Genomic DNA, 21209 nt, shown 5'->3' with positions numbered 1-21209 from the left:
ATCTCAATCTGGCGTTGATTACTATTTATACTTTTCTTTTATTTTTCTGTTGTTTTGGTTGTCAGAGAGGGAAAAAAGCCCGGAAATAAGGGATTTTCCCCGGCAACCGGCTCGGCAACGGGATAGCAACGAAGTCGGCAACGGGCTGTCATTTTCAGAATGGAAGCTCCATCTGCTCTGTGACCTCCACAAAACCGTCCATAGATTTTTCGGGCGGGTTGTCGGTGTCCGTTGCCGGGATTTCACGCTCCCAGCCCTTTTGTCTGCCGTATTCCGCAAACATCCTCGGATTGGAAAAGTAGTTCCACCCGGTAATGCACTGGTTCATTATCTCGTTGATTTCCCGGATTTCCCATTGCTTCGGCTCATCAAAGGTGTGGTTTAAGGCTTCCTTGTAGAGCTGCTTGGAGCAGACCGTTTCCCCGGTGTACTTATCAAGGTAAGCCTGTATCATCCCGGCTTTGGTGTCCTCCGGCATAAAATCCCGCTGGTGTTCTTTGAGATACCGCTGCATGGCTGGGCTGAATGACAGCTTGAACATGCCGCTTCGGTAAATCTCCATTGCTTCCGCCCACATCTGGCTGATATAGGCTCTGGAAGCGGCTTCGTCCTCCAAAATGTGAACCTCGGCTTGCTCCGGGTACACCATGACCGGGATAAATCGGCGGTTGCCGGAACGGTCAAGGGGGAGAAAGTCAAGGGCGTTGGAAGTGCCGCCGAACACGCATTGACGGGGGCGGTCTGCCGGGTGAGTTTCATAGGGAATTTTGTAAACCTCTTTCTGGCGGCTTAGAAAGGACTTGATTTCCTCAATGCTCTTGGCATTGGCGGTTGCCATCATTTCCGACATTTCAATTATCCAGTGACCTTGCAGCTTGCGGTACACGTTATCATCGTCCAGCTTCCGCAAATCATCGGAAAACCACTCGTCCCGGACTGCCAGCAGCCGGAAGAAGGTGGATTTGCCAGCCCCCTGACCGCCTACCAGACACAGCATGATTTCAAACTTGCTTCCGGGCTTAAATGCCCTTGTAATCGCCCCCAGCATGAACAGCTTCAAGGCTTCATAGGTGTAATCGTCCACATCAGCTCCCAGAAAGTGCCGCAGACAGAAGCGGATGCGCTCAGTCCCGTCCCATGCAAGGCTGTTCAGAAAATCCCGGATGGGGTGGTACTTATTCTCATTCGCCACAATCCCGATGGCGGTTTCAATCTTTTTCTCACTGGTAAGCCCGTAGGTTTCCTCCAGATAGAGAAGCAGATACTTCATGTCCGTATCGGTCAGGGCTGTGCTTTCTCTGTGAAAACCGATGGGCTTTATGATGTCCTTGCGGTCGGTCAGGATGTTGTAGGCGATTGCCCCGGCAAGCACAGGGTCACGCTGGAATACGGTCAGGCAGTTCCGTATGCTCTGGCGGACGCCGCCTTTCTCGGTGGTTTCCAGAGTTGCCTTTACTTCCTCAACGCTCTGGGGCGGCTGCATGGCGTTCATGGTGTTTTTTAGTTCTTGCTGCGTCTGCGGCTGCAAGCTCTGCCATTCGCTGTTCAAGCTGTATCACATCCTTTCCGTAGTCCATAATCAAAACCGCTTTTTCCTCTGTCTCCCCGAACAGCAGCACATCCAGCAGATATTCCACATGGGCTTGCTTCTGCAAGGCTTCCACGAACCGGGGATGAAACGCTTCCTCCGGGGAGTGCGGGGCATAGTCGGTTTTCCATACCCGTAAGAGGTGTAGATAATCGGCAAGGACACGGAAGCAATGTGCCTTTGCTTCCCGGAACTGTTCTTCCGGGGATTTCTGCCGGGGCTTGGGCTTCCTTGCCCTGCCCGGTGGCTTCCAGTCCTCATAGGCAAGCCCGAAGTCACTCGCCAACTGTGCGGCGGCTTCCTTTTTCCCCAGCCCGTACAGGGCAGCTACAAAATCAATCACATCCCCATCTGCACCACATCCGAAGCAGTGGAAACGCTTGTCCAGCTTCATGCTGGGGGTCTTATCGTTGTGGAACGGGCAGCAAGCCATCCCGTTTCTGTTTACCCGGATTCCGTAATGCTCCGCAGCCTGTCTTGTCGTAACGGACTGCTTCACAGCTTCAAATACATTCAAATCAATTCCTCCTTGTAAAAAAGAAAAGGCACTTATCATTCTCAATCTGAAAATGGCAAGTGCCTGTTAAAGTTCCATATCCTGTTGTTTGTGTTTCGTCTGCGCCGGGGCGTTTTTCTGTGCTTTCTTCTCGTCAGCCTTATCCTGCAAGACTTCTTTGAGGGGCTGCTTCTTGGGCGGCTCTTTGCTTTCCTCTGTGCCGGGTGTGGCTTTCCGTACCCAGTAGCGGATGTCCCGCAGCTTCTTCAAATCTTCCTGCACCTCGGTCAACGGTACTTTCAAGTCTGCGATTTCGCCCACAAGCTTCGCCTGTTCCTGCAAAAGCTCCTTTTTCGTGCTGTCCTTATCATCTGGGTGCTTGGCAAGGTAGGCGGCGGCTTTTTCATACCGGGCAACCTCCGAGTGTTCCTGTTTGAATTTCTCCTTTGTTTTCTTAAAAAATATCTTCTGGTACTTCTCATAGACAGGCTTACATTCCTTGCAGTCTGTCCGGCTGGCAAGAATCCCGTCAATCACTTTGCTTCGGGCTTCCTTTGGCTTCATCTGATTGCGGTAATCTGCGGCTGATTTCCCGGAAGATTCCAGAAACGCTTCTAAGTCCTCCACAGTGGAAAGCCCCTTTTGCCGGAGATAGGACAGGGCTTCGCTGACTGCCTTTAAGTCCTGTGAAGTCCCCCGGTTCTGTCCAGCCCTCGTCCAGTCCTTCCGTTCTTCCTTTCGTATCTCCATGTACTTCATCAGCAGATTGGGAAGAAGTGTCGCTTCCTCCGCCGCTTTTTGTGCAAGCAGCTCTTTCCGTTTTTCTCCCAGCTCGGTAATCCAGCCTTTGAGGTTTTGGATAAGCTGCCGGATGGACTTCATCAGGCGGTTGGCGGCTCTGATTTCCCGGTTCAGGTTTCCGATATTCGTCTGGATACCACGCTTTTCCATCTGCCGGACAGCAGCCCCCTCATGGACAGTGGGGACAATATCAAGCCCCTGTCTGGCATAGGAACGCAAGTCCACACGCTCCGGACGGTCATTGGCTTCCAGATAGCGGTTCTGGATGACCTCCCATTCATGCCGCCAGATTTCGCAATACTTCTGGTCGTTCCAATCCACCGTATCCTCCTTGTGGCTTTTCCATCTGCCGGACGGAAGTTTTATCCGTTCCCCGTTTTCGTCAAGGTCATAAACCTTGCGGCTCTTGGGAAGCCATTTTCCATGTTCGTCCATTGCCCTCATAGTGAGCATGACATGGGCGTGGGGATTGTGTCCCGGCGGATGGGGGTCATGGATTGCAAAATCAGCAATCATGCCTTTGGAAACAAACTGCTGCTCACAAAACTCCCGGACAAGGACAGCATACTGGTCGGGTGGTATCTCTCTTGGGATGGTAAGCACCCACCGCCTTGCAAGCTGGGAGTTCCATTGCTTTTCCACCGCTTCGGCGGCGTTCCATAAGGTATTGCGGTCTGCATACGACCGTGGGGCGTTTGCCGGGAGCAGAATTTCATTGTGGATAATACCACGCTTTTCCGGGTAGTGCTTCACTTGCTGGTCGTATTCACAGAACAGCTTTTCGCCGCTTTGGTAAGCAGCGGCGGCAACCGCAGACTGCCGCTGGCTGCGCTGAACAATCGTGATTTCGTTGTGTGGGCAGGGCATTTCGTGTCCCTCCTTTCGGTAATTGGTGGATGGGGTGGCGTTTTACCACCTCATTTTGGCAGAAAAAAAGCAGGAGACCTTTTTCAGATTTCCTGCTCGGTGTGCCGCTGTGAGGGCGGCGGATATTTAGCTGTAAAAGTTCGGGACAAGTTGACCCGATGGGTAGATGGTACACTTAAAAATTATGGTTCTCTTGTCATTAGCTCATTAGCATAATGATTAAGAGCTTCACAAGGTTCATATTTGCATTTATAACCAATACCGTCAATTATAATAAATGGATTGTATGCTATAATCTCCACTTGAGAACCATCTGCCAAAGACAGAGTGAAAATAACTGCTTGTCCGTCATATTCTGTATATGAGTTGTCCTTATTGTAAATAACTACCTCATTGAGATATGATACTAATTCCTCTGTTTCTACTATCTGAATTGTTGTATCAGGTGGCGATAACCGAACACTTGCCGAAGTAATATCTGCTGCCTCTAAATTTTTGAATGGTCTATGAGCAGAAAACAAAAGAAAGCTAATACCTATACCGATTAAACATATCAGTGCAATTAACAAAAACTTTTTATGCTTCATTTGATTCTCCTTTACACACTACTATGAAATTTCTTTTTCATCATCTCTTGGTAGTCGGACATAACACACCATTTCTTTTTCACAAGCTCCGAATGTTGAGAAATTTAATTTTGCTTCTTTTAGTGTTATTCCATGATTAGAGTCGCTTGGTTCGTTATCAGAAGCAATGAACGGGTCATTCTCCCAAAAACAAACGGGACAGATATACCCACAATCTTCATTTGCCGGAACATTATAGGTAAAATATCCGCAGCAAGGACATTGGTATTTTTTCATATAAACCTCCCGTTTAAGCCTTGACCTCAAATTCCTGATTTATTTCTGACTTTATTATACTTCATCGATTATCGAAAAGATAGCATATTTTATGAAACTTGTCAGATGGGAACAGCTTGCAGCGCAAGGTGTCCCCAGATGGCAAGTCCACAAAAGGGTAGCTGGCGGCAGCCAGCGCAGGGGAAGCGTAGCGTCCCCTGTATGATTTGGAGCAGACCATGACTGCGGAAAATCACAGCCCTCCGGCGAGGAGCCTTCGGAGAACGCAATGCACCAACCTCTGGGTGGTGTATAATTGCGCCCTTAGCAAACTAAGGGGTTTCCGGTTTCTCCCGTTCCAGCAGTTTTTTCAATAGTTCCTGCGTGTCCTGCCTGTGAAAAATGAGTTTCAACAACAGCATGACATCATCATCTGTCAGGCGTTCCGGCTCTTGCAGAAAACTTTCCAGCATACCGCCACGAGTACAGAGCCGGTGCGTCCGTTCCTTTCGGGTAAGCTGCTTTAACTGGTGCTGCAATGCCTTTTCATCATTGATGGCTTTCCGCAGTTTCTTTTCGCTTTTCTCCAACTCCCGATTGAGTTTTTCCAGCTTTGAGGTATCAGGCAAGGGCAGCGTCCTCCTTTCCCGGTATCAGCACATAAATCCTGTTTGGTTCTCCAACGCCCTGACGCACCCGCATGATAAGTCCGGCGTTTTCCAGTTCATTCAAAGAACGCTTGACCGTCATAGGACTGCGGGACAGGACTGCGGCAATGGCTGTGACAGGGAAGCAGACAAACAGGATTCCGTTCTCGTCCTCCTGCCCATTGGAGAGCATAGCGTCCAACATCCGGCAGTACATGACCTTTGCGGTGCTGCTGACTGGAAACCCTGTCAACGCTCTTGGAAAAGCCATACAGGGCGGCAATGGTGTGTCTATCGTCATAAATTCAAAATTCATTCGGTGTGTTCCTCCTTTTTCTTTGCTCGTTTGGATAAATAACGGGGGCAGTCAATCACAACCGCCCGGAAGCTCTGCTTGCACCCATGCTGGCATTTCCGGCATAATTCGTTGTAAGTGACACGCCCCCGGTCATTGAGGTAAAAAGAAAGCTCATGCTTCCTCTTTTTGCTCATTCTCGGCATATTGCGCTTCCTCCCGTTTTCGTGTATGGTTTCGGGGCGATTTTCTGCAAAATTACAGCCATAGAGCCGCCTAAAATCTCCCGAAGTATCAGCGATAGGGTAGACTATCCCCCTATCAGATTGTCGTGTTTCGGTATCATTTCGGTGTCAGTTCGCCAGTTCTCCCCGGTGTCGTTCCTCCCCTGAATCTCACAGCGGCGTATCGCTCCCTTTGGTATGCTCGTTTTGGTAAGGGTTCCTCCATATCCCTGCCAAAAGTCATGGCACTACATCGCCGGGGAAGCATATCCCACACAGGCTGGTCATTCGATTGGAATAATCCATCGATGAACTACCTGTATCATAGAACATTTTTGTGCCCTGTGCCGTATGTCCACAAAGTAGGAATTAGGGGTAAAAATCAGAAATTTCCACGATTGCGGAATTGATATGGTATAATCAATTCAACGGTTATAAATGTCGTTAGAAAGGGGGAACTGCTTCAATGAACGGAGCTACTACAATACAGGAACGGCTAAAAGATTTACGATTAAACAAAGGATTAAAACTGGAAGAACTGGAAGAGCAAACAGGTATTTCAAAATCGGCTCTTGGCAGTTATGAAAAAGATGACTATAAGGAAATCAATCATGGCAACCTTATCCTGCTGGCAGATTTTTATGGGGTGTCCCTCGATTATCTCTTTTGCCGGACAGAGAACCGGGAGCAGATCAACACGCCACTGACGGAGCTGCATTTGAACGATGAAATGGTTGCACTTCTGAAAAGCGGTCGGATCAACAACCGTCTGCTCTGCGAACTTGCCACCCATAAGGACTTTATCAAGTTTCTTGCGGACATTGAGATTTATGTGGATGGGATTGCCACCATGCAGATTCAAAACCTCAACACCCTTGTCGATACTGTCCGACATGAAATCATAGAACGGTATCGCCCTGGCGAAGATGACCCACATTTGAAAGTGCTGCAAGCCGCCCATATCAGTGATGATGAATATTTCAGCCACATGGTTCTGGATGACCTAAACCTGATTATCCGGGATATTCGGGAAACCCATAAAAAGGATAGTGAGAGTGCGCCCCAGACCACTGTTGCCAATGAACTGAAAGAAAATCTGGAAGCGGTCGAAAATTTCAAGGGCAGCCGTTTGGAAAAACTGGCAGTGCTTTACTGCAAGCAGCTCGGTATCAACTATAAAAATCTGTCAGATGAAGAATTTCGCTGGCTTATTCGGATTCTCCAAAAATCAAAGAAAACGGGAACGCCTATCAACCAGAGGAAAAAACGGTAAAGAAAAACCGCTGTTGCATGGTTTGTTGGCTTCCATGTAGCAGCGGTTTGTGCTGTGGTTATTACTTCATTCGTTTTCTTAATATTCGGCGATAATTTGTTTCTCCCTTTGGTGCGTCCTGTATAATTTCCAACACACCATCTTCAAGCATTTTATCAATGCGATTGGAAATCCATACATCACTAATTCCAAGTTGATATTTTCCTAAAACATTACCTATGACAATAGCCATTTTGAATTGCTCTGGCTGTTCCGCAATTTCACGAAGAATGAAACTATCATATATATCTTCTGAAACGCTTTGCAATTTACCATTTAACATTGCACGCAAAGGTGCATTTTCATTTTGAAGTTGATTCCATTTCATAGCACAAGCTGAAAGAAATACAGGATTAGCTTTCTCTTGTAGAGTTATATAGTTTCCCCATTCGCCAGGAGAGACCTCGCCCCATGCTATTTTGGATGTCATAGTATTTTCTTTTCCATATTCCCATGTAGGTAACTTAACCAAATAAATTGTTGTCTGGCAGTTTAAGGGTTGAAGTTGTTTCATAAGCCAATACATACCACAAAGCTCATCTGGATTATAGCTATACCAAATGCGAATTTCTTCCCCAGCTACATATCGTTCAATCACTGAGGTCAATGTAGTTTTAATTTTCTGTATTTTTTCTTCAACCTGATAATCTAAATCCTCTACAAAGCAGACAGACAGCATTTTCTTGAAAACATTTTTCCGCTGTTCGCCAATTCCATTATCAGAAATATCTCCCACACTAAGAGCCATATCAAAACAATAAACATCACAGCTCTTGCCTCCCAATGGAATAGCATTCTCCCAAGCAATGCGTTCTTGTTCCTGTGCTTGAAGCTGTGCTTTTTTCATTTCATCTGAAGATGGAACACTCCCGTCTTCATGCCTCATAAATATTGAAACAGCACTTCCTCTATACTTTCCCTTGCCGTAAGTTTGGGCAATTTTCAAACTTCCACAGGCACTTTCACCAAATACAATTTCAATCATCTTATATACCTCCGATTTAATTGCTCCCGTTATGAATAAATCATCTCATGCAAAACAATTTCTTCTGCCCGGTTATGAATGTTATTGCAACGCTGCACCCATTCCATTTGGTGGGTACGCTTCAATTCCTCGGTTACGCCCTCGGCAGTTTTCATCTGCTCCATGATGGTGTCTAACCGTTCCTGTGCCTGTTCGTTCAGGTCTGCAAGATATGTCCACAATTCCCCGGTCAGTATCAATGTATTCAATCTGGCTGGGTGGACTTCCCTTAAATATTCCCGGTGCATCCGTCCGTACTTTCCGATAGGGCGGTGTTCCTCCGGCAGTTTCAAGTCCGGGATGTAATAATCTCCGACAAGGATATAATCAATTCCGTTTTCCGTTATTCTTGGTTTCAATTCGCTCATGTTCCTTACCTCCTGTGGAAGCAGGCTCGTCTGGTACTAACTCAATCACATCGGTAATCTCACAATTCAGCGTTTCGCAGATACGGGCTAATGTATCCATGCTGATGTGCTTTCCCTCTTTGCTCATGTTGGCAATCATATTTGTTGTCATACCAGCGGCAAGCCTTAAATCCTCTTTTCTCATATCACGCTCTAACAGTGTGTGCCAGAGTGGCTTATAGCTGATGTGCATATTGTTTTCCTGCCTTTCTATCTATACCACCGGGGCGGCTGCCCCGGCAGGAACTTTTCTCTTATTATAGCACCAATCTTGTGAAATCACAATTTATTCTTGTAGCCTGCCGCTGATACCGTCTGGATTGTGCTTTTCCTTTCGTTTTTTGTTCCAACTAATTAGCCATGAACTGCTTCATACCCTGACTCTTTGCTTATGTGTGATAAAGAAGCAATAGAAGTGCAAAAAATTTTGCCGTTCCTATCCGACACTTGGCCATTGTGTCGGATAGGTCGGGCGGTTATTCGGGCAAGTCAATCTTGCCGACAAAGCTGTAATAAATCTCAATGTCCTGCCTGCGGGTGCCGTTCTCATCATAGCTGCACTCATGCACCACAATTTTCTCGATCATTTCCCGCAAGAGAGTGGGGGTCAGTTCTTCAAAGGCAAGGTGCTTGCGGACAATAATCGTGTAGAACAGATGTCCCCAGTACCAAGAGAATCACACATATAATGCAGATCCAAGGAGTATCAAACCACAGCGAAATCAGCACTGGAACACAAGAAATCGCTATTATCCAAAAACCAACAGCCAAGAATCTTGATGTCTTTTTCAAGTTGTAGTGTTTTTTCTTGCTATACGCTTCTGCGATTGAATTTTTAGGAATCACCCAAAAATAGATTCCAACAGCAACTAAAAGAATAATCACCCAAAAACTATTGACAAATTTTTCTTGATTGTTTAAAGACATTTGCACTTCCTCGGCATTACGCCCATCCTACAACATTCCATGCATTATAAGTGAACATTTCATTGTGAAAGTTCACAGCAAGAGACTGCGTTTTCCAGTCTTTCGGAACATAGCCTTCGTAGTAATTGTTGTTTTTTGCGGCAGACTTCACATCTGTTATATAATATTTATATCCGTAAACATTTTTCTGATGCGAAGCTGCTGTCGTATCAACAAGATTCCATGTATACTGTGTTTTTATACAGCTGACAGTATCCGTAACGGCATTTTTAATCATACCGCTAGCAACCGTAATTCCCAGTCCCTTAATAAGTGCGTCCAAAAATGCTTCTGCAACAATATTCGGTAACGTCAATGCGCCCACAACAAGTGCAATTAAATCAACCATCCTTCCAACAAAATTATTGATTGTGTATGTCGTGGATCCAAGATTTTTTGTATCATATGTACACTTCAAGCCATAATAAATATATCCTGTATCTAAAGCAGCGCGATATTTGATTGTTCCTGCTGTTTGCACAGCGCAAGGTTGTACACGCTCATTATTGTCAGAGGTTAATTTACCATACTGTTCAATATAAATAACGTCGCTTGATGACTTTCTTGTAACACTATCATCGAAAAAATCACGTTTTATACTATTAGGGCTTGATGTCAGGAGGGTGTCTCTTTGTATAAGCTTTCCATTCAGATATTGATTCAGAATGCGGTTTCCCGAAAGGTCGGTATACATTTCAACGATTGTTTCATGATCTTCATATAAGGTGACTTTATCACCCACTTTATTATTTTTTGCGGTTGCAAAAGAAGTTAATGTCATACTGGCTAATAAAGAAAAAACTAAAAGTATCGAGATAAAAGATTGATAGACTTTTTTCATTGTTCTACACTTCCTTTCTTCTTAAAGAGATTATCGTCCAACAAATATAACTAATATTATTTGCGAATGAGTGATTCCATAACATCCGGCTGATGCTGTAAAGTTTTCAGATGATATTTACGTTTACGACAGCAAATGCCGTTACAAAGATGTGTGTGATTCCTTCAGAACAATCAAACCTTTTGAGCTTCACCGTCTGAATGTACATGCGCAAAATGGTTAATGCTTTAAGTTCTGCATTGGAATCACCTCATATCAAGTTTGAATTCATATTCTATGCGTCAAATTGTGACTGATTTCAATGATTTTTTTGGTGATGACTAAGATGTTTTATTTAGCTCATTTCGTCCGATGCGGTAAATCTTCTTGTCTTGTTCTACTACTTCAACAATAAGTTCATTTTTATTGTGATGAACTATTACTGGAATATAGCTATCGGAATTTTCCACCATCAAACATGTGACTCCATTCGTCCATTCACTGTTCAATTCCTTTGATAGCATGGAAATGATTTCTTCTTTCGTCATTTTGATTAATGAATCCTTTAGTTTAGTTCAATCGTGTTAATCGATGCCGGTAGATGCTGTATTAGCATCACCTCTTTTTAACAAAATCGCTCTTTTATAAAATCATTTAATGGCTGGCAGTTGATGTGATAGTTTCGCTCTGCCCATTTGAATAAGTGAATGTTGCTGAACATTCAAGGCGATACGATCTTCCGGGCTTTGTATTATAATTACTGCTTGCTGAGCAGGAAGAAGATGTACTGGTGTTAGAACAGCTGCTTACCTTCTGCCACGTACCGAATGTTCCTTTTTCATATAGCGTTCCAGTGACGGTGATGCGCTTTACCGCAACATCAGTTTTGGCATTAACTTGATAAAAACTTTGAGAAATCGTCCCTTTGACAGTGCTGTTTTCGTTATACCGCCTAGGTTGGCCAGCAGCAAAAACCGTTGCGGCAAGGCTCAGAAAAATACCGATTGACAGAATGAGAGTGACAAGACGCTTTTTGGACATAAGACATAACCTCCATTTTGTGTACTCCAACAGGAGCTTTTGCTCAGTCAACGTAGTTCACATTGTGTTTGTGACAGCTTTTTTGAAAAATTTTCGAGATTTTATCAACTTTGTATATTTGTACAAAAAATGCCGACACATTTGTAAACAATCACAAGTGTGTCGGCAAGGTCTTGACAAATCAGGAAATGCTTTCCGCAATTCTTAGAAGCTCATCATGCGATATCTTTCCAATAATCGTATGCGAAATGCCATCTTTCTCCCATACTAGCACATATCCTGTACGTCCTCCGTTATTACTCGTTCCAAGTGTTGCATCGGCTGTTCCAATTTTAATGCGCTCATAAACCGTATGCTCATTGTCGAAAGTTTCGACTTGTCCATAGTCTTGAATTACGGAACAGTCCACATAATAAAAGATGTTCTTATCATTGACATCAACATAGGCATGAAGAAAGGATATTTCGTTATCATACCCTTGTTCATAATCTCGTTCAAATCCATCCGGCACATAGTGGTCGCTGTATCCATTCGGAAGCTGTTCCAACGGCTCGCCATCCACCTGATATGTCAGTTGCATCTCAACGGGCATGAACTTCTGAATCATCGTATAGACTGCCCTGCGGAAATCTGCACTTACTGCAAGCGCGCCGAGAGTTAAAATTACCAGCGTCAGGACCGTAATAAGCACTCGTTTCAGCACAGGGCGGTGTTTATGCAACGCCGCTTGCAGGCGAGCATCCCATCGGGACGTGTCCGGGTAGCGTTCCTTAAGCTGGGCCGGACTTGGCAGCTCATCCAGCTCTTTTTGTGCATCTGCACGGAGTGCCATCATCAATGCAGCATCAAAAGAAACTTCTGCTCTCTCACTCATGGCTGTTCAACTCCTTCCACAATAGTTTTCTTCCACGGAAAAGCCGCATCCGAACCACTTCATCCGTCAGTCCAAGCGATTCGGCAATCTCCCGGTTGGTGTAGCCCATTGCCAAAAGACGTAGTGGGGCACGATACATTGGTTTCATCTGTCCGATCAGTTCTGTCAGGTGTTGGATGTTATCGGTGCTGACTACTGCATCATCCGGCACTGGGGCATCATCTGGTGCGTCCGGGATTTCTTCCAGCGGTTCTTCCCGCTGCTTGCGAAGCATATCGTATGCACGGCTTCTACTACAACTAACGAGATAAGCAGCGAGTTCGTGACAGTTTTCTCGATGAATTTTAGAAAAATTTTTGGCAACGTACAAAAACACCTCTTGCAGTACATCTTCTGCCAGATACGAATCGCCCATAATTTTGTAAGCGGTATGGTAGACCAGCCGTTTGTAGGTATTATATACATCTATAAATTGTTCTTCTTTGCTTTGATCGTCAAGAACAGCTAAGTACAGGGAAAGCAACACAATCACCTCCAACGGATTCGCATGGATTGGATGTAGTGTACCATGAACCAGCGGAAATGTCGAATGTTTTCCGTTCTGAACGAAGAACAGCCAGCATCATGACCTCACTTACCGTTGAGGCCGTTGCTGGCTGTTCGTTTGGCTTGAGATGTCTCCATCAAAATTGCAGAGCGCAACTGTCTTGAAACTCTACCTTATATAAATAGAAGCGTTTTGAAAAAACGCGCAGCCTGCATCGGAACGGTGCAGAATGAAGGGGATTGGGCACAGCCCAACAAGCATTTTGCAACGCAAAAATGGCGTTTGTATAGACAAAAGCCCTGCTTGCTACAATGGTGTTGGTTCTGAGAAGTTCACAGCCAGTGAGCTATACAGATGCCCAAACCTAAGCTACAATGAAGATGTGCTGAGAGAACGAAGCATTGCTTGAGCTGAACGCTCGTACGCGCAAACTGTTCTCCGCCATCTCCATTGCAGCGTTCGATTGACGCAGGTTGAGTTATCGGCAGATAAAAATGTTGCCGTACATTCGTGTCACAAAGCAAGCTGAATCGGTAATGGGCATAGGCGGAACCGGCATTAATATCCTCGACCGCGTGGGCGGCGGCGATGCCTTCGCCAGCGGCCTCATCTACGCCATGCTGCACGACTACAAGGCCATGGATATGATCAACTTTGCCGTGGCCAGCAGCGCCATCAAGCACACCATCCACGGCGATGCCAACATCACCGACGAAGTAAGCTCCATCCGCAACCTGATGAACATGAACTACGACATCAAGCGTTGAGTTTCGCCTTAGCGCTTCCGTCTGCCGGGAACCGACCGCTGCACGTTGGTTTCCGGCTTTTTTTATACCGTCAGCGTCACAAATTGACACCAATTTATCATTCTTCACGAAGTATGTGCTAAAATCTCTTGACAGCACCTCACAAAATATGTTATCTTTTGTAAACATCCTTGAAAAGATATGACATTTTCTGGGGACCGAACACAAACCGATTTTTCTCTGGAGGAAAGACCCATGAAACAGGAGATCATCCGCAAACTGAGCGCTGCCGTGGCCATGAGCCTCGTTGTTGGCGTCTCTCTGGCCGCCTGCGGCGGCAGCAGCAGCTCCACCGCCGCTGGTGTGACTAAGACCGGCTCTGCCGAAGGCTTTGGCGGTGCTGTCACCGCCACCCTGACCGTGGATGCCAACGGCACTGTTACCGACTGCAAGCTGGAAGGCGCACAGGAGACCGAGAGCATCGGCGGCGCTGCACTGGAAGAGCTGTCCAAGCAGGTCGTGGCCGCCAACGGCCCCGCCATCGACGGCGTTGCCGGTGCCACGGTGACCACCAAGGCCGTTCGGAAGGCCGTTGCCGCCGCACTGGGTGTGGAGCTGGCCGAAGAAGCCCCCGCCGACTCTGCTGCCGCAGCCCCCGCTGAGCCCGCCGCCATCGTCCCGGTGGAAGGCGGCATCCAAATCGGTCAGGCCTATGCTGCCGCCCACGGCACCAAGTGCTTCACCGAAGCGGTGGCTGTGGTGAAGGATGACGTCATCCTCGCCGCCTACCTCGACGATTTTCAGTTCACCAGCACCGATGCAGGCGTGACCGCCGTGCCCAACTCCGACTCCGACTTTGCCGCAGGCTACGCCGAGGGCAAGGTGCTGATGTCCAAGCGGGCCAACGCCGATTATTACAGCAAGATGATGGCTGAAAAGGGCGGCTCCACGGTCGCTCTGGATGCAAACTTCGACGCCATCCAGAACTTTGCCGTCGGCAAGACCATCTCCGAGCTGGAGGATGTAGCCGCCAAGGGTGCCGAGGCTGTGGACGCCGTCTCCGGCGCAACGCTGGTGGATACCGCCGGTTATCTCTCTGCCATCGTGGATGCCGCCAAAAACGCCCAGACCACGCAGGCCGTGGAGTTCAACGGCAGCTCCGAGGACCTGAAGCTGAATGTGGTCTATGGGGCCGCACACGGCACCAAGTGCTTCACCTCCGGCGCTGTCGCCACCGCCGGGGACACCATCGTGCTGAGCTACATTGACGAGTTCCAGTTTGCCGGTTCGGACGCCGGGGTCGTCGGTGTGCCCAACTCCGATTCTGACTTCGGCGCAGGCTACGCCGAGGGCAAGGTGCTGATGTCCAAGCGGGTCAACGCCGATTACTACAGCAAGATGATGGCCGAAAAGGCTGGTTCCACCGTTTCGCTGGATGCCAACTACGACGCCATCCAGAACCACGTGAACGGCATGAGCATTGCCGACGCCGAGGCTCTGAGCAAAGATGAAAAGGCTGTGGACGCCGTTTCCGGTGCCACGCTGGTGGATACTGCCGGCTACGTTGGTGTGCTGGTGGATGCCGCAAAGTAAGGCAAGAAAAATAACGTTCCTCTGAACACAGCAGCGCCCGCCGGGAGATCTCCCGGCGGGCGCTGCTTATTTATGCCACTAAATTTTCCCGTGCAGGCAGCTGTCCCGCCGCTCTCTGGCGTATTCCAGCAGTGCATTGCACGCCGGACAAAGCGCCTCGTCCCTTGTCCAATGCACGCCACAACAATACCGGCGCACCATGAGGGTAACGGTTTCGGTCTCCTTTTCCTGGTTCAAGTTCTGAAGTCCTTTCTGTTTTATACATAGTTAACCAGCACTAACCATCTGGTGGAAGAAAAGGCAGGCCACCTGTATGTAGTCTGCCTTTTGCCTGATGCGAAATCCCGCAGACACGCGGGGCTTACAGCACCAGCGAGGGCGCGGTGTAGACCCGTGCCTTCAGCTCGCTGTTTAGCATATACAGCCCCTTGCTGTCACCGCCGAACAGATCCATCTTGGTAATGAGGTCAGCGGCGTTCTTCTCCTCCTCACCCTGTTCCTTGATGAACCAGTCCAGCATCTGCATGGTGCGGAAGTCCCTGACCTCGTATGCGGCGGCGTAGATGGCATTGATGCTGGCGGTGACCAGCATCTCGTGTTCCAGTGCTCTTTTCAGCGGGGCCATGTGGTCGCCTCGTTCCCACTCCGGCTTTGCGATAGCCTCAAAGGTGACGCCCTCGCCGTTATTCTGCAAATACTGACAAAACAGCATGGCGTGATCCCGTTCCTCCTGCGCCTGTACCCGGTACCAGTTCTCAAAGCCGTCCAGTCCGACGGCGGCGTAGTAGTTGGCAAAGTCCAGATACAGGTAGGCGGAGTAGAACTCCTTATTGATCTGCTCGTTGATCAGAAGAGATACGTTAGCGTTCATAATACTTCTCCTCCATAAGATTGTCTTTTCCTGCTCCCGGCATGGGGGCAGATATACCGTACCCAGAGCGATGCTGGGATGCTCCCTTTTCATCTCCAGGAACACCTGCTCCGCCTTGGGATGCTGCTGCAGCTCCGTTACGGCGGCCAATATCTCCTCTGCGTATTTTGGCATACCGCCAACTCTCCAAATGCAAGAATGAATCTTATTATTTTGCTTTTATTATACCTATATTTTTTTCTCTGTCAACAACCACAAAGGGCTTGTGCTCCAAAAGCTGCCTCGAAGCCGATTTTCTCAAATTATGTGACGCCGTCACAGTAAAACCGCTTGTCACGCGGTAATACTACGCATAAAAGCACAGCCGCAGAGTACATCTGTGGCTGTGCTTTGTGTTCAGTTGCTCACTGTTGTGTGGACTGGATATGGAGAGACAACATATCTCCCGATCTTACATGGGTTATCTTATCTGCCATCACTTTGGCAGTTTGCCTTGCAGATATGTCGGCATCCCCACTGCGGTCGTATCCGGCCTGACCTTAAACATGGCTTTTTCAATCTACCTCCCTTATCGGTTTTCCGCGATATATTTTTCCGCCATGTGGACTGCCACCGCGCCGTCCGCCACGGCGGTGACCACCTGACGGAGGGGCTTCGTCCTCACGTCGCCCACGGCGTAAACGCCGGGAATACTGGTTTCCGTGGTCTCTCCGGCCACGATATAGCCGCCGCCGTCCAGCTCCAGTTGACCCACCGCCAGCGCCGTGGCGGGCTGTCGGCCCACGCTGACAAATACGCCGTCGCAGTCCACCACGCTTTCCTCACCGGTGACGGTGTCCCGCAGGCGGACGCCGGTCAGCCTGTCCCCGGAAAGCAGCGCGGAAACGACACTGTTCCAACGGAATTCCACGTTTTCGGCCTGTGCCAGCGGCTCGTGATAGATCTTGGTGGCCCGCAGGGTGTCTCTGCGGTGGACGAGGATCACTTTTTTCGCCACGCGGCTGAGAAGGAGGGCATCTGCCGCGGCGGAATTGCCGCCGCCCACCACGACCACCGTTTTGCCCTTGTAAAACATCCCGTCGCAGGCGGCGCAGTAGGCCACGCCCCGGCCCAACAGCTCCGTCTCTCCGGCAACGCCCAGCGTTCTGGGGTCCGCACCGGTGGCCAGCACCACGGTTTTCCCCAGGAAGATCCCTCGCTGGTCTCCACGAGCTTGGGAACCGCCGTCAGATCCATGCGGAGGACTTCTGCGTATTCGCTGCGTGCCCCGAAGCGCTCCGCCTGCTTTTGCATCTTCTCCGCCAGAGAGAAGCCGTCGATCCCGTCCTCAAAGCCGGGATAGTTGTCGATCTGCTCGGTCAGGGCCATCTGCCCACCGGCGGACAGTTTTTCCAGCACGATGGTGTCCAGCCCCGCCCGTGCCGCGTACAGGGCGGCGGTGTAGCCGCCCGGGCCGCCGCCCACCACGAGCATATCATAAACATGATTGTTGTTCATATCTGAACCCTCCGTTATTTCGCCAAGGCTTCCTGAATGAAACGGTCGATTTCTGCCTTTGAGCCGGGCGCGGTGATGGAATCCACGGCCTTTCCGTTCCGGTACAGCACCAGAGTTGGGATGTCCTCGATCCCTCGGCCCCCGCCAGCCGCGGCTCCTCGTCAATGTTGATCTTGCCGACGGCGAGGCTGTCCGCGTATTCCTCTCCGATCTTCTCATACGCGGGGCCGATCCTCCGGCAGTAGCCGCACCAGGGCGCCCAGAAATCCACCAAAACGGGCTTTTCCTCCCGGATCGCCTGCTCAAACTGCTCCTGATTCATGTTCATAGCTGCCATATCTGCCAGCTCCTTTCCTTTGTTTGGGTATTCTCAAGACTCCGGTCTCGCCCCACACCACATCGTGACCTCAACCTGAGATGACGGTACTCTGCCCTTGGGACATAAAGCAGATGAGTAAGACCATCATCTGTACGAGAATAGCTGCGGTTTGTTGCAGCTTATTCTGCGCAGAGCTCAGCCACCAGAGCGTCCATCTGCGCTTCGCTGGTTTGGTTCAATGCACCACGCAGAGACACTACCGTTTCGTAAAGGTGGATATCCTTCATCTCCTCCAATTTGGTGCGCATCAGCCGCGCGGCAGCAGGTGCCCAAGAGCCGTCTTCAATAAGGCCAACCCGGCGGTTTCGGAATCCCTTTGTCCGTAAATGTTCCAAAAACTCCCTCATGGGCGGAAACAGTCCTCCGTCATAGGTGGAGCTGGCTAAAACCAACTTCCCGCAGTAGAACGCACTGGCAACAGCGTAGGAAAGATCTGTCACAGTGAGATCACATATGTTGACCTGTACGCCTTTTTTCTCTAATTTACCCTTGAGGGTCTTCGCCGCATGGGCAGTATTTCCATGGATGGATGCGTGAGCGATCAGGATGCTCTCCGATTCTTCTGGTTCCCATTGTGACCAGAGATCATAGAACCGCAGACACTCCTCCAGCCCTTCTGTAAGCACGGGACCGTGGAGCGGGCAGATTGTTTTGATCTCCAGCGCGGAGATTTTTTTCAGCAGAGCCTGCACCTGTGCGCCATATTTCCCGATAATATTGTAATAATACCGTCGGGCCTGCGGCACCCAGGGGGCACGGGCAGTCCGTTCCAGTGAGCCAAAGCGTCCGAAGGCATCCGCCGAGAACAGGATTTTTTCCGTTTCCTCATACGCCGTCATCACCTCCGGCCAGTGTACCATCGGCGCCAGCAGAAAGCGCAGCCGGTGCAAACCCAAGGAAAGCGTATCTCTTTCGCCAACCTCCAGCATACGGTCTTCCGACAATGCACCTGTGCCGAAGAACTGCTTGATCAGGGTAAATGTTTTCGCGTTTCCCACGATCTTCATCTCCGGGTACTTTTGTGCCAGCCGCATGAGACTGCCGGAATGATCCGGCTCCATGTGTGTGACCACAAGATAGTCGGGCCTGCGCCCCTCCAACACCCGCGCCACATTGGAAAGCCATTCTTCCGTTGCCCGTGCGTCCACGCTGTCCATCACGGCAATCTTCTCATCCAGAATGACATAGGAGTTGTAGCTCACTCCCATAGGCTGGACGGGGTACTGGTTTTCAAAGAGTGCCAATGTGTTATCATCCACCCCTACATAGCGGATGGCATCTGTTACCGTTTGGATAGCCATATAAAATATACCTCCTATTTTCCTTACTCAGACTCTGACTGATAGGTTCTTCTTTTCTAACGAAACATACGCTCAACCGCGGATCGACGGTCGCGCATTTTACCGTTGACTTGCTTCCCCCAGAGTCGTTACATGTGGTACACCGCAGCGGAGCGAAGTCCTTCCGGCAGGCCGTCGGGCGCAGCAGGTGAAAGTTCCCAGCGTACCTGCCCCGCCCACTGGGAGGCGACGGCGGAGAAGTGGAGCATGACAATACCGAGATCCAATGCGGCATCCAAATTATCGGTGTAGGCATCCTCCTGCTGCACCAAATAGATGCTGTGATCCTGCACAAGGAAGCCATAGGGCTGACGGTTGAGATAGCTGGGGGAGAGCGAAGCGGCGTAGAAGGACTGCCAGAGCATATCGTCGTAGAAGTCTATCATCTCGTCAAGCCCAGACTTGTTGCTCCAGCTCCCCATGTGAACCAAATCATGCACGCCCTTTTTGGGCGCGTAGTACTGCTGCTCGGCCCGCACATCGATCTGAGACATACTTAGGATATTCAGCCGCAGCTTTTTTGCGGTCTTTTCCCCGTAGCCAAAGGCAACGATTGCCGCCACCTCTAACGGGGTGGCGAGAGACAGTGCCTTTTTGATTTTGTCGCTGTCGGTGAAGGTCATCCAGCAGGTGTCAATGTCCAACTCAGTCAGCTTGAGGACGAGATCTTCCATCATGTAGCCGGCGTTGATGGCCGCATAGGAATGCGGGGCAGACATAAGGAGCAGGTAGTGCGGTGCTCCGATGAGAAATTGATTATAGCCCGCTGAGCTCTCCAGCGCCGGCTGTGCATCCTTGTCCAAGACGATCAACTCCGTTGCAATCTCCGGGACAAGACGGGGGCAGGTCTTTTCATAGTAGGATCGGAGCTGGCCGATAGCCTCGCTCGGAACTTCCTTTTCGCAGAATGCGTGAACGGATCTGCGATTTTGGATCATAGCGCTGTAATTCATAGTAGTATCTCCTATTCTGATGTCTTTGGTTTTCTTATAAATCGTCTATCAGTGCGGTGCTCTTGGCGTAGGCGGTACTGCGTGCCTCAAAGAAATCGGTCTTGACCATGTTGGCGTCGGCGTACTGGCTGACCCATTCCATGCTCTCCGGTTCGCTCTCAAAGCCTGGATACAATGCGGGATAGCCAAGGCTCGTCCAGCGGAGGTTGCCGAGATAGCGGATGTAATCGCTGATCATCTGCCGGTTCAGCCCCGGGATGTCGTCGCCGATTACATAATGCCCCCATGCGATCTCCTGCTCCACGCCCTCACGCATCATCTCGCGCAGCGCTTGTACGCTCTCGGCGGTGAACAACTCCGGCTGCTCCTTTTGCAGCTCCGTGATGATATTGCGGAACAGCCACAAGTGCGTGTTCTCATCGCGGTTTATGTAGCGAATCTCCTGCGCCGAGCCGGGCATCTTCCCGTTTCGGGAGAGATTGTAGAAGAACATAAAGCCGCTGTAAAAATAGATGCCCTCCAAAATATAGTTTGCCATCATCACGCGCAGCAGCGTGGGAGCGTCCTTCCGCTCCTGAAACTCGTTGTAGCAGTCCCCAATGAAGGTGTTGCGGCGCAGCAGATGCTCGTCCGTTTTCCATTGGTAGAGGATGTCATTGCGCTCCACGGGGGAACAGATGGTGTCGAGCATATAGCTGTAGCTCTGTGAGTGGACACACTCCTGAAACGCCTGAATGGACAGGCAGAGATTGACCTCGTTGGCGGTAATGTAGGCGCCGATATTAGGCAGGTTCGCTGTCTGAATGGAATCCAAAAAGACAAGAAAACTCAGAATTTTATCGTAGGCGCTGCGCTCGGCTGACAGCAGGCGGGGATAGTCCTTCACATCCTGCGAGAGATTGATCTCCTCAGGGATCCAAAAGTTGTTCATGGCCTGCCGGTACCAGTCGCTGACCCAAGCGTACTTCATATTGTTGAAGTCGTTGAGGTTTGTGGTATTGCCGCCGATCATGCGCCGCAGGCGCACATCAGGGTCGCCCTCCGGGTTAAAGAGGGGCTTTTTCTTCAGTTCCGTCATG

General features: G+C 49.4%; 24 protein-coding genes and 4 pseudogenes. 3 read left to right on the top strand and 25 right to left on the bottom strand.

Annotation, left to right across the window (positions count from 1 at the left end):
* Positions 1–154 precede the first annotated feature (154 nt).
* The 8 genes from ACKXF7_RS07620 to ACKXF7_RS07585 form a co-directional block, all read right to left on the bottom strand.
* A complete protein-coding gene (locus ACKXF7_RS07620; protein ID WP_008394605.1) occupies positions 155–1492 on the bottom strand; it encodes a virulence-associated E family protein in 1338 nt (445 codons plus the stop codon).
* On the bottom strand, positions 1461–2105 hold the full coding sequence (locus ACKXF7_RS07615) for a CHC2 zinc finger domain-containing protein (protein WP_025544160.1): 645 nt from the start codon (positions 2103–2105) through the stop codon (positions 1461–1463). Before ACKXF7_RS07615 ends, ACKXF7_RS07620 begins: the two co-directional genes overlap by 32 nt.
* 66 nt (positions 2106–2171) lie before the next feature.
* Positions 2172–3752 (bottom strand): MobQ family relaxase, encoded by a 1581-nt coding sequence (gene mobQ / locus ACKXF7_RS07610; protein ID WP_195371013.1) that lies wholly within the window; start codon positions 3750–3752, stop codon positions 2172–2174.
* Between the two features lie 182 nt (positions 3753–3934).
* Entirely contained in the window at positions 3935–4339 is a 405-nt protein-coding gene (locus tag ACKXF7_RS07605) for a hypothetical protein (RefSeq protein WP_195371016.1), read from the bottom strand.
* 21 nt (positions 4340–4360) lie between these two features.
* Positions 4361–4615: a CPCC family cysteine-rich protein gene (locus ACKXF7_RS07600; protein ID WP_002594807.1), complete on the bottom strand. Its 255-nt coding sequence runs from the start codon at positions 4613–4615 to the stop codon at positions 4361–4363.
* Between the two features lie 311 nt (positions 4616–4926).
* The gene (locus tag ACKXF7_RS07595; protein ID WP_002594808.1) at positions 4927–5223 is read right to left on the bottom strand and encodes a DUF3847 domain-containing protein; all 297 of its coding nucleotides are present in this window, start codon (positions 5221–5223) and stop codon (positions 4927–4929) included.
* Positions 5216–5557 carry a DeoR family transcriptional regulator gene (locus ACKXF7_RS07590; protein ID WP_173772494.1) on the bottom strand — a complete coding sequence of 114 codons (342 nt, stop codon included), beginning with the start codon at positions 5555–5557 and terminating at the stop codon, positions 5216–5218. The genes ACKXF7_RS07595 and ACKXF7_RS07590 overlap by 8 nt, the downstream gene beginning before the upstream one ends.
* The gene (locus ACKXF7_RS07585) at positions 5554–5742 is read right to left on the bottom strand and encodes a hypothetical protein (RefSeq protein WP_002304353.1); all 189 of its coding nucleotides are present in this window, start codon (positions 5740–5742) and stop codon (positions 5554–5556) included. The genes ACKXF7_RS07590 and ACKXF7_RS07585 overlap by 4 nt, the downstream gene beginning before the upstream one ends.
* A 484-nt stretch (positions 5743–6226) precedes the next feature.
* Here ACKXF7_RS07585 and ACKXF7_RS07580 point away from each other — a divergent pair, with 484 nt between their 5' ends.
* Entirely contained in the window at positions 6227–7033 is an 807-nt protein-coding gene (locus ACKXF7_RS07580; protein ID WP_423742587.1) for a helix-turn-helix domain-containing protein, read from the top strand.
* A 61-nt stretch (positions 7034–7094) separates the two neighbouring features.
* Here ACKXF7_RS07580 and ACKXF7_RS07575 read toward each other — a convergent pair whose 3' ends face one another.
* The 10 genes and pseudogenes from ACKXF7_RS07575 to ACKXF7_RS07530 form a co-directional block, all read right to left on the bottom strand.
* Entirely contained in the window at positions 7095–8057 is a 963-nt protein-coding gene (locus ACKXF7_RS07575) for a DUF3658 domain-containing protein (protein ID WP_005927687.1), read from the bottom strand.
* A gap of 29 nt (positions 8058–8086) precedes the next feature.
* Positions 8087–8464, bottom strand: coding sequence for a TnpV protein (locus ACKXF7_RS07570; protein ID WP_005927690.1), 378 nt, complete (start codon positions 8462–8464; stop codon positions 8087–8089).
* Complete coding sequence (locus tag ACKXF7_RS07565) at positions 8424–8696, bottom strand: helix-turn-helix domain-containing protein (protein WP_002593556.1); 273 nt, start codon at positions 8694–8696, stop codon at positions 8424–8426. The genes ACKXF7_RS07570 and ACKXF7_RS07565 overlap by 41 nt, the downstream gene beginning before the upstream one ends.
* 283 nt (positions 8697–8979) lie before the next feature.
* Positions 8980–9144: pseudogene (locus tag ACKXF7_RS07560) on the bottom strand (DUF4368 domain-containing protein); the annotation flags it as partial.
* Positions 9119–9430 carry a hypothetical protein gene (locus ACKXF7_RS07555; RefSeq protein ID WP_423742586.1) on the bottom strand — a complete coding sequence of 104 codons (312 nt, stop codon included), beginning with the start codon at positions 9428–9430 and terminating at the stop codon, positions 9119–9121. The pseudogene ACKXF7_RS07560 and the gene ACKXF7_RS07555, both read right to left, overlap by 26 nt.
* A 16-nt stretch (positions 9431–9446) precedes the next feature.
* The gene (locus tag ACKXF7_RS07550; RefSeq protein WP_015536773.1) at positions 9447–10310 is read right to left on the bottom strand and encodes a hypothetical protein; all 864 of its coding nucleotides are present in this window, start codon (positions 10308–10310) and stop codon (positions 9447–9449) included.
* Between the two features lie 320 nt (positions 10311–10630).
* Positions 10631–10837 carry a hypothetical protein gene (locus tag ACKXF7_RS07545; protein WP_015536772.1) on the bottom strand — a complete coding sequence of 69 codons (207 nt, stop codon included), beginning with the start codon at positions 10835–10837 and terminating at the stop codon, positions 10631–10633.
* Between the two features lie 106 nt (positions 10838–10943).
* Positions 10944–11330: a hypothetical protein gene (locus tag ACKXF7_RS07540; RefSeq protein WP_146746959.1), complete on the bottom strand. Its 387-nt coding sequence runs from the start codon at positions 11328–11330 to the stop codon at positions 10944–10946.
* A gap of 181 nt (positions 11331–11511) precedes the next feature.
* Complete coding sequence (locus ACKXF7_RS07535; protein WP_118659016.1) at positions 11512–12204, bottom strand: DUF4367 domain-containing protein; 693 nt, start codon at positions 12202–12204, stop codon at positions 11512–11514.
* Complete coding sequence (locus ACKXF7_RS07530; protein WP_423742585.1) at positions 12197–12730, bottom strand: RNA polymerase sigma factor; 534 nt, start codon at positions 12728–12730, stop codon at positions 12197–12199. Before ACKXF7_RS07530 ends, ACKXF7_RS07535 begins: the two co-directional genes overlap by 8 nt.
* Positions 12731–13311: 581 nt before the next feature.
* Between ACKXF7_RS07530 and ACKXF7_RS07525 the strand changes: the two are divergent.
* Positions 13312–13518: pseudogene (locus ACKXF7_RS07525) on the top strand (PfkB family carbohydrate kinase); the annotation flags it as partial.
* Between the two features lie 234 nt (positions 13519–13752).
* The gene (locus ACKXF7_RS07520; protein WP_113621370.1) at positions 13753–15090 is read left to right on the top strand and encodes an FMN-binding protein; all 1338 of its coding nucleotides are present in this window, start codon (positions 13753–13755) and stop codon (positions 15088–15090) included.
* 78 nt (positions 15091–15168) lie between these two features.
* Here the strand turns inward: ACKXF7_RS07520 and ACKXF7_RS07515 are convergent, their stop codons facing one another.
* The 7 genes and pseudogenes from ACKXF7_RS07515 to ACKXF7_RS07485 all read right to left on the bottom strand — a co-directional run bounded on the left by ACKXF7_RS07515 (position 15169) and on the right by ACKXF7_RS07485 (position 21208).
* A complete protein-coding gene (locus ACKXF7_RS07515) occupies positions 15169–15327 on the bottom strand; it encodes a nitrous oxide-stimulated promoter family protein (RefSeq protein WP_423413573.1) in 159 nt (52 codons plus the stop codon).
* A 124-nt stretch (positions 15328–15451) separates the two neighbouring features.
* Positions 15452–15961 carry a ferritin gene (locus tag ACKXF7_RS07510; RefSeq protein ID WP_423742620.1) on the bottom strand — a complete coding sequence of 170 codons (510 nt, stop codon included), beginning with the start codon at positions 15959–15961 and terminating at the stop codon, positions 15452–15454.
* 568 nt (positions 15962–16529) lie between these two features.
* Positions 16530–17458 (bottom strand): annotated as a pseudogene (trxB, locus tag ACKXF7_RS07505) (thioredoxin-disulfide reductase).
* A 14-nt stretch (positions 17459–17472) separates the two neighbouring features.
* Positions 17473–17795, bottom strand: a pseudogene (locus ACKXF7_RS07500) (thioredoxin family protein).
* Between the two features lie 161 nt (positions 17796–17956).
* Entirely contained in the window at positions 17957–19138 is a 1182-nt protein-coding gene (locus tag ACKXF7_RS07495; protein WP_423742584.1) for an FprA family A-type flavoprotein, read from the bottom strand.
* A 128-nt stretch (positions 19139–19266) separates the two neighbouring features.
* On the bottom strand, positions 19267–20130 hold the full coding sequence (locus ACKXF7_RS07490; protein ID WP_015536763.1) for a nitroreductase family protein: 864 nt from the start codon (positions 20128–20130) through the stop codon (positions 19267–19269).
* 34 nt (positions 20131–20164) lie between these two features.
* Positions 20165–21208 carry a ribonucleotide-diphosphate reductase subunit beta gene (locus tag ACKXF7_RS07485; RefSeq protein WP_005946381.1) on the bottom strand — a complete coding sequence of 348 codons (1044 nt, stop codon included), beginning with the start codon at positions 21206–21208 and terminating at the stop codon, positions 20165–20167.
* Position 21209: the final 1 nt, after the last annotated feature.

It is taken from the genome of Faecalibacterium sp. 7 (assembly GCF_049562865.1).
Classification (GTDB): domain Bacteria; phylum Bacillota; class Clostridia; order Oscillospirales; family Ruminococcaceae; genus Faecalibacterium; species Faecalibacterium wellingii.
This window is presented reverse-complemented; position numbering and strand designations above follow the sequence as displayed.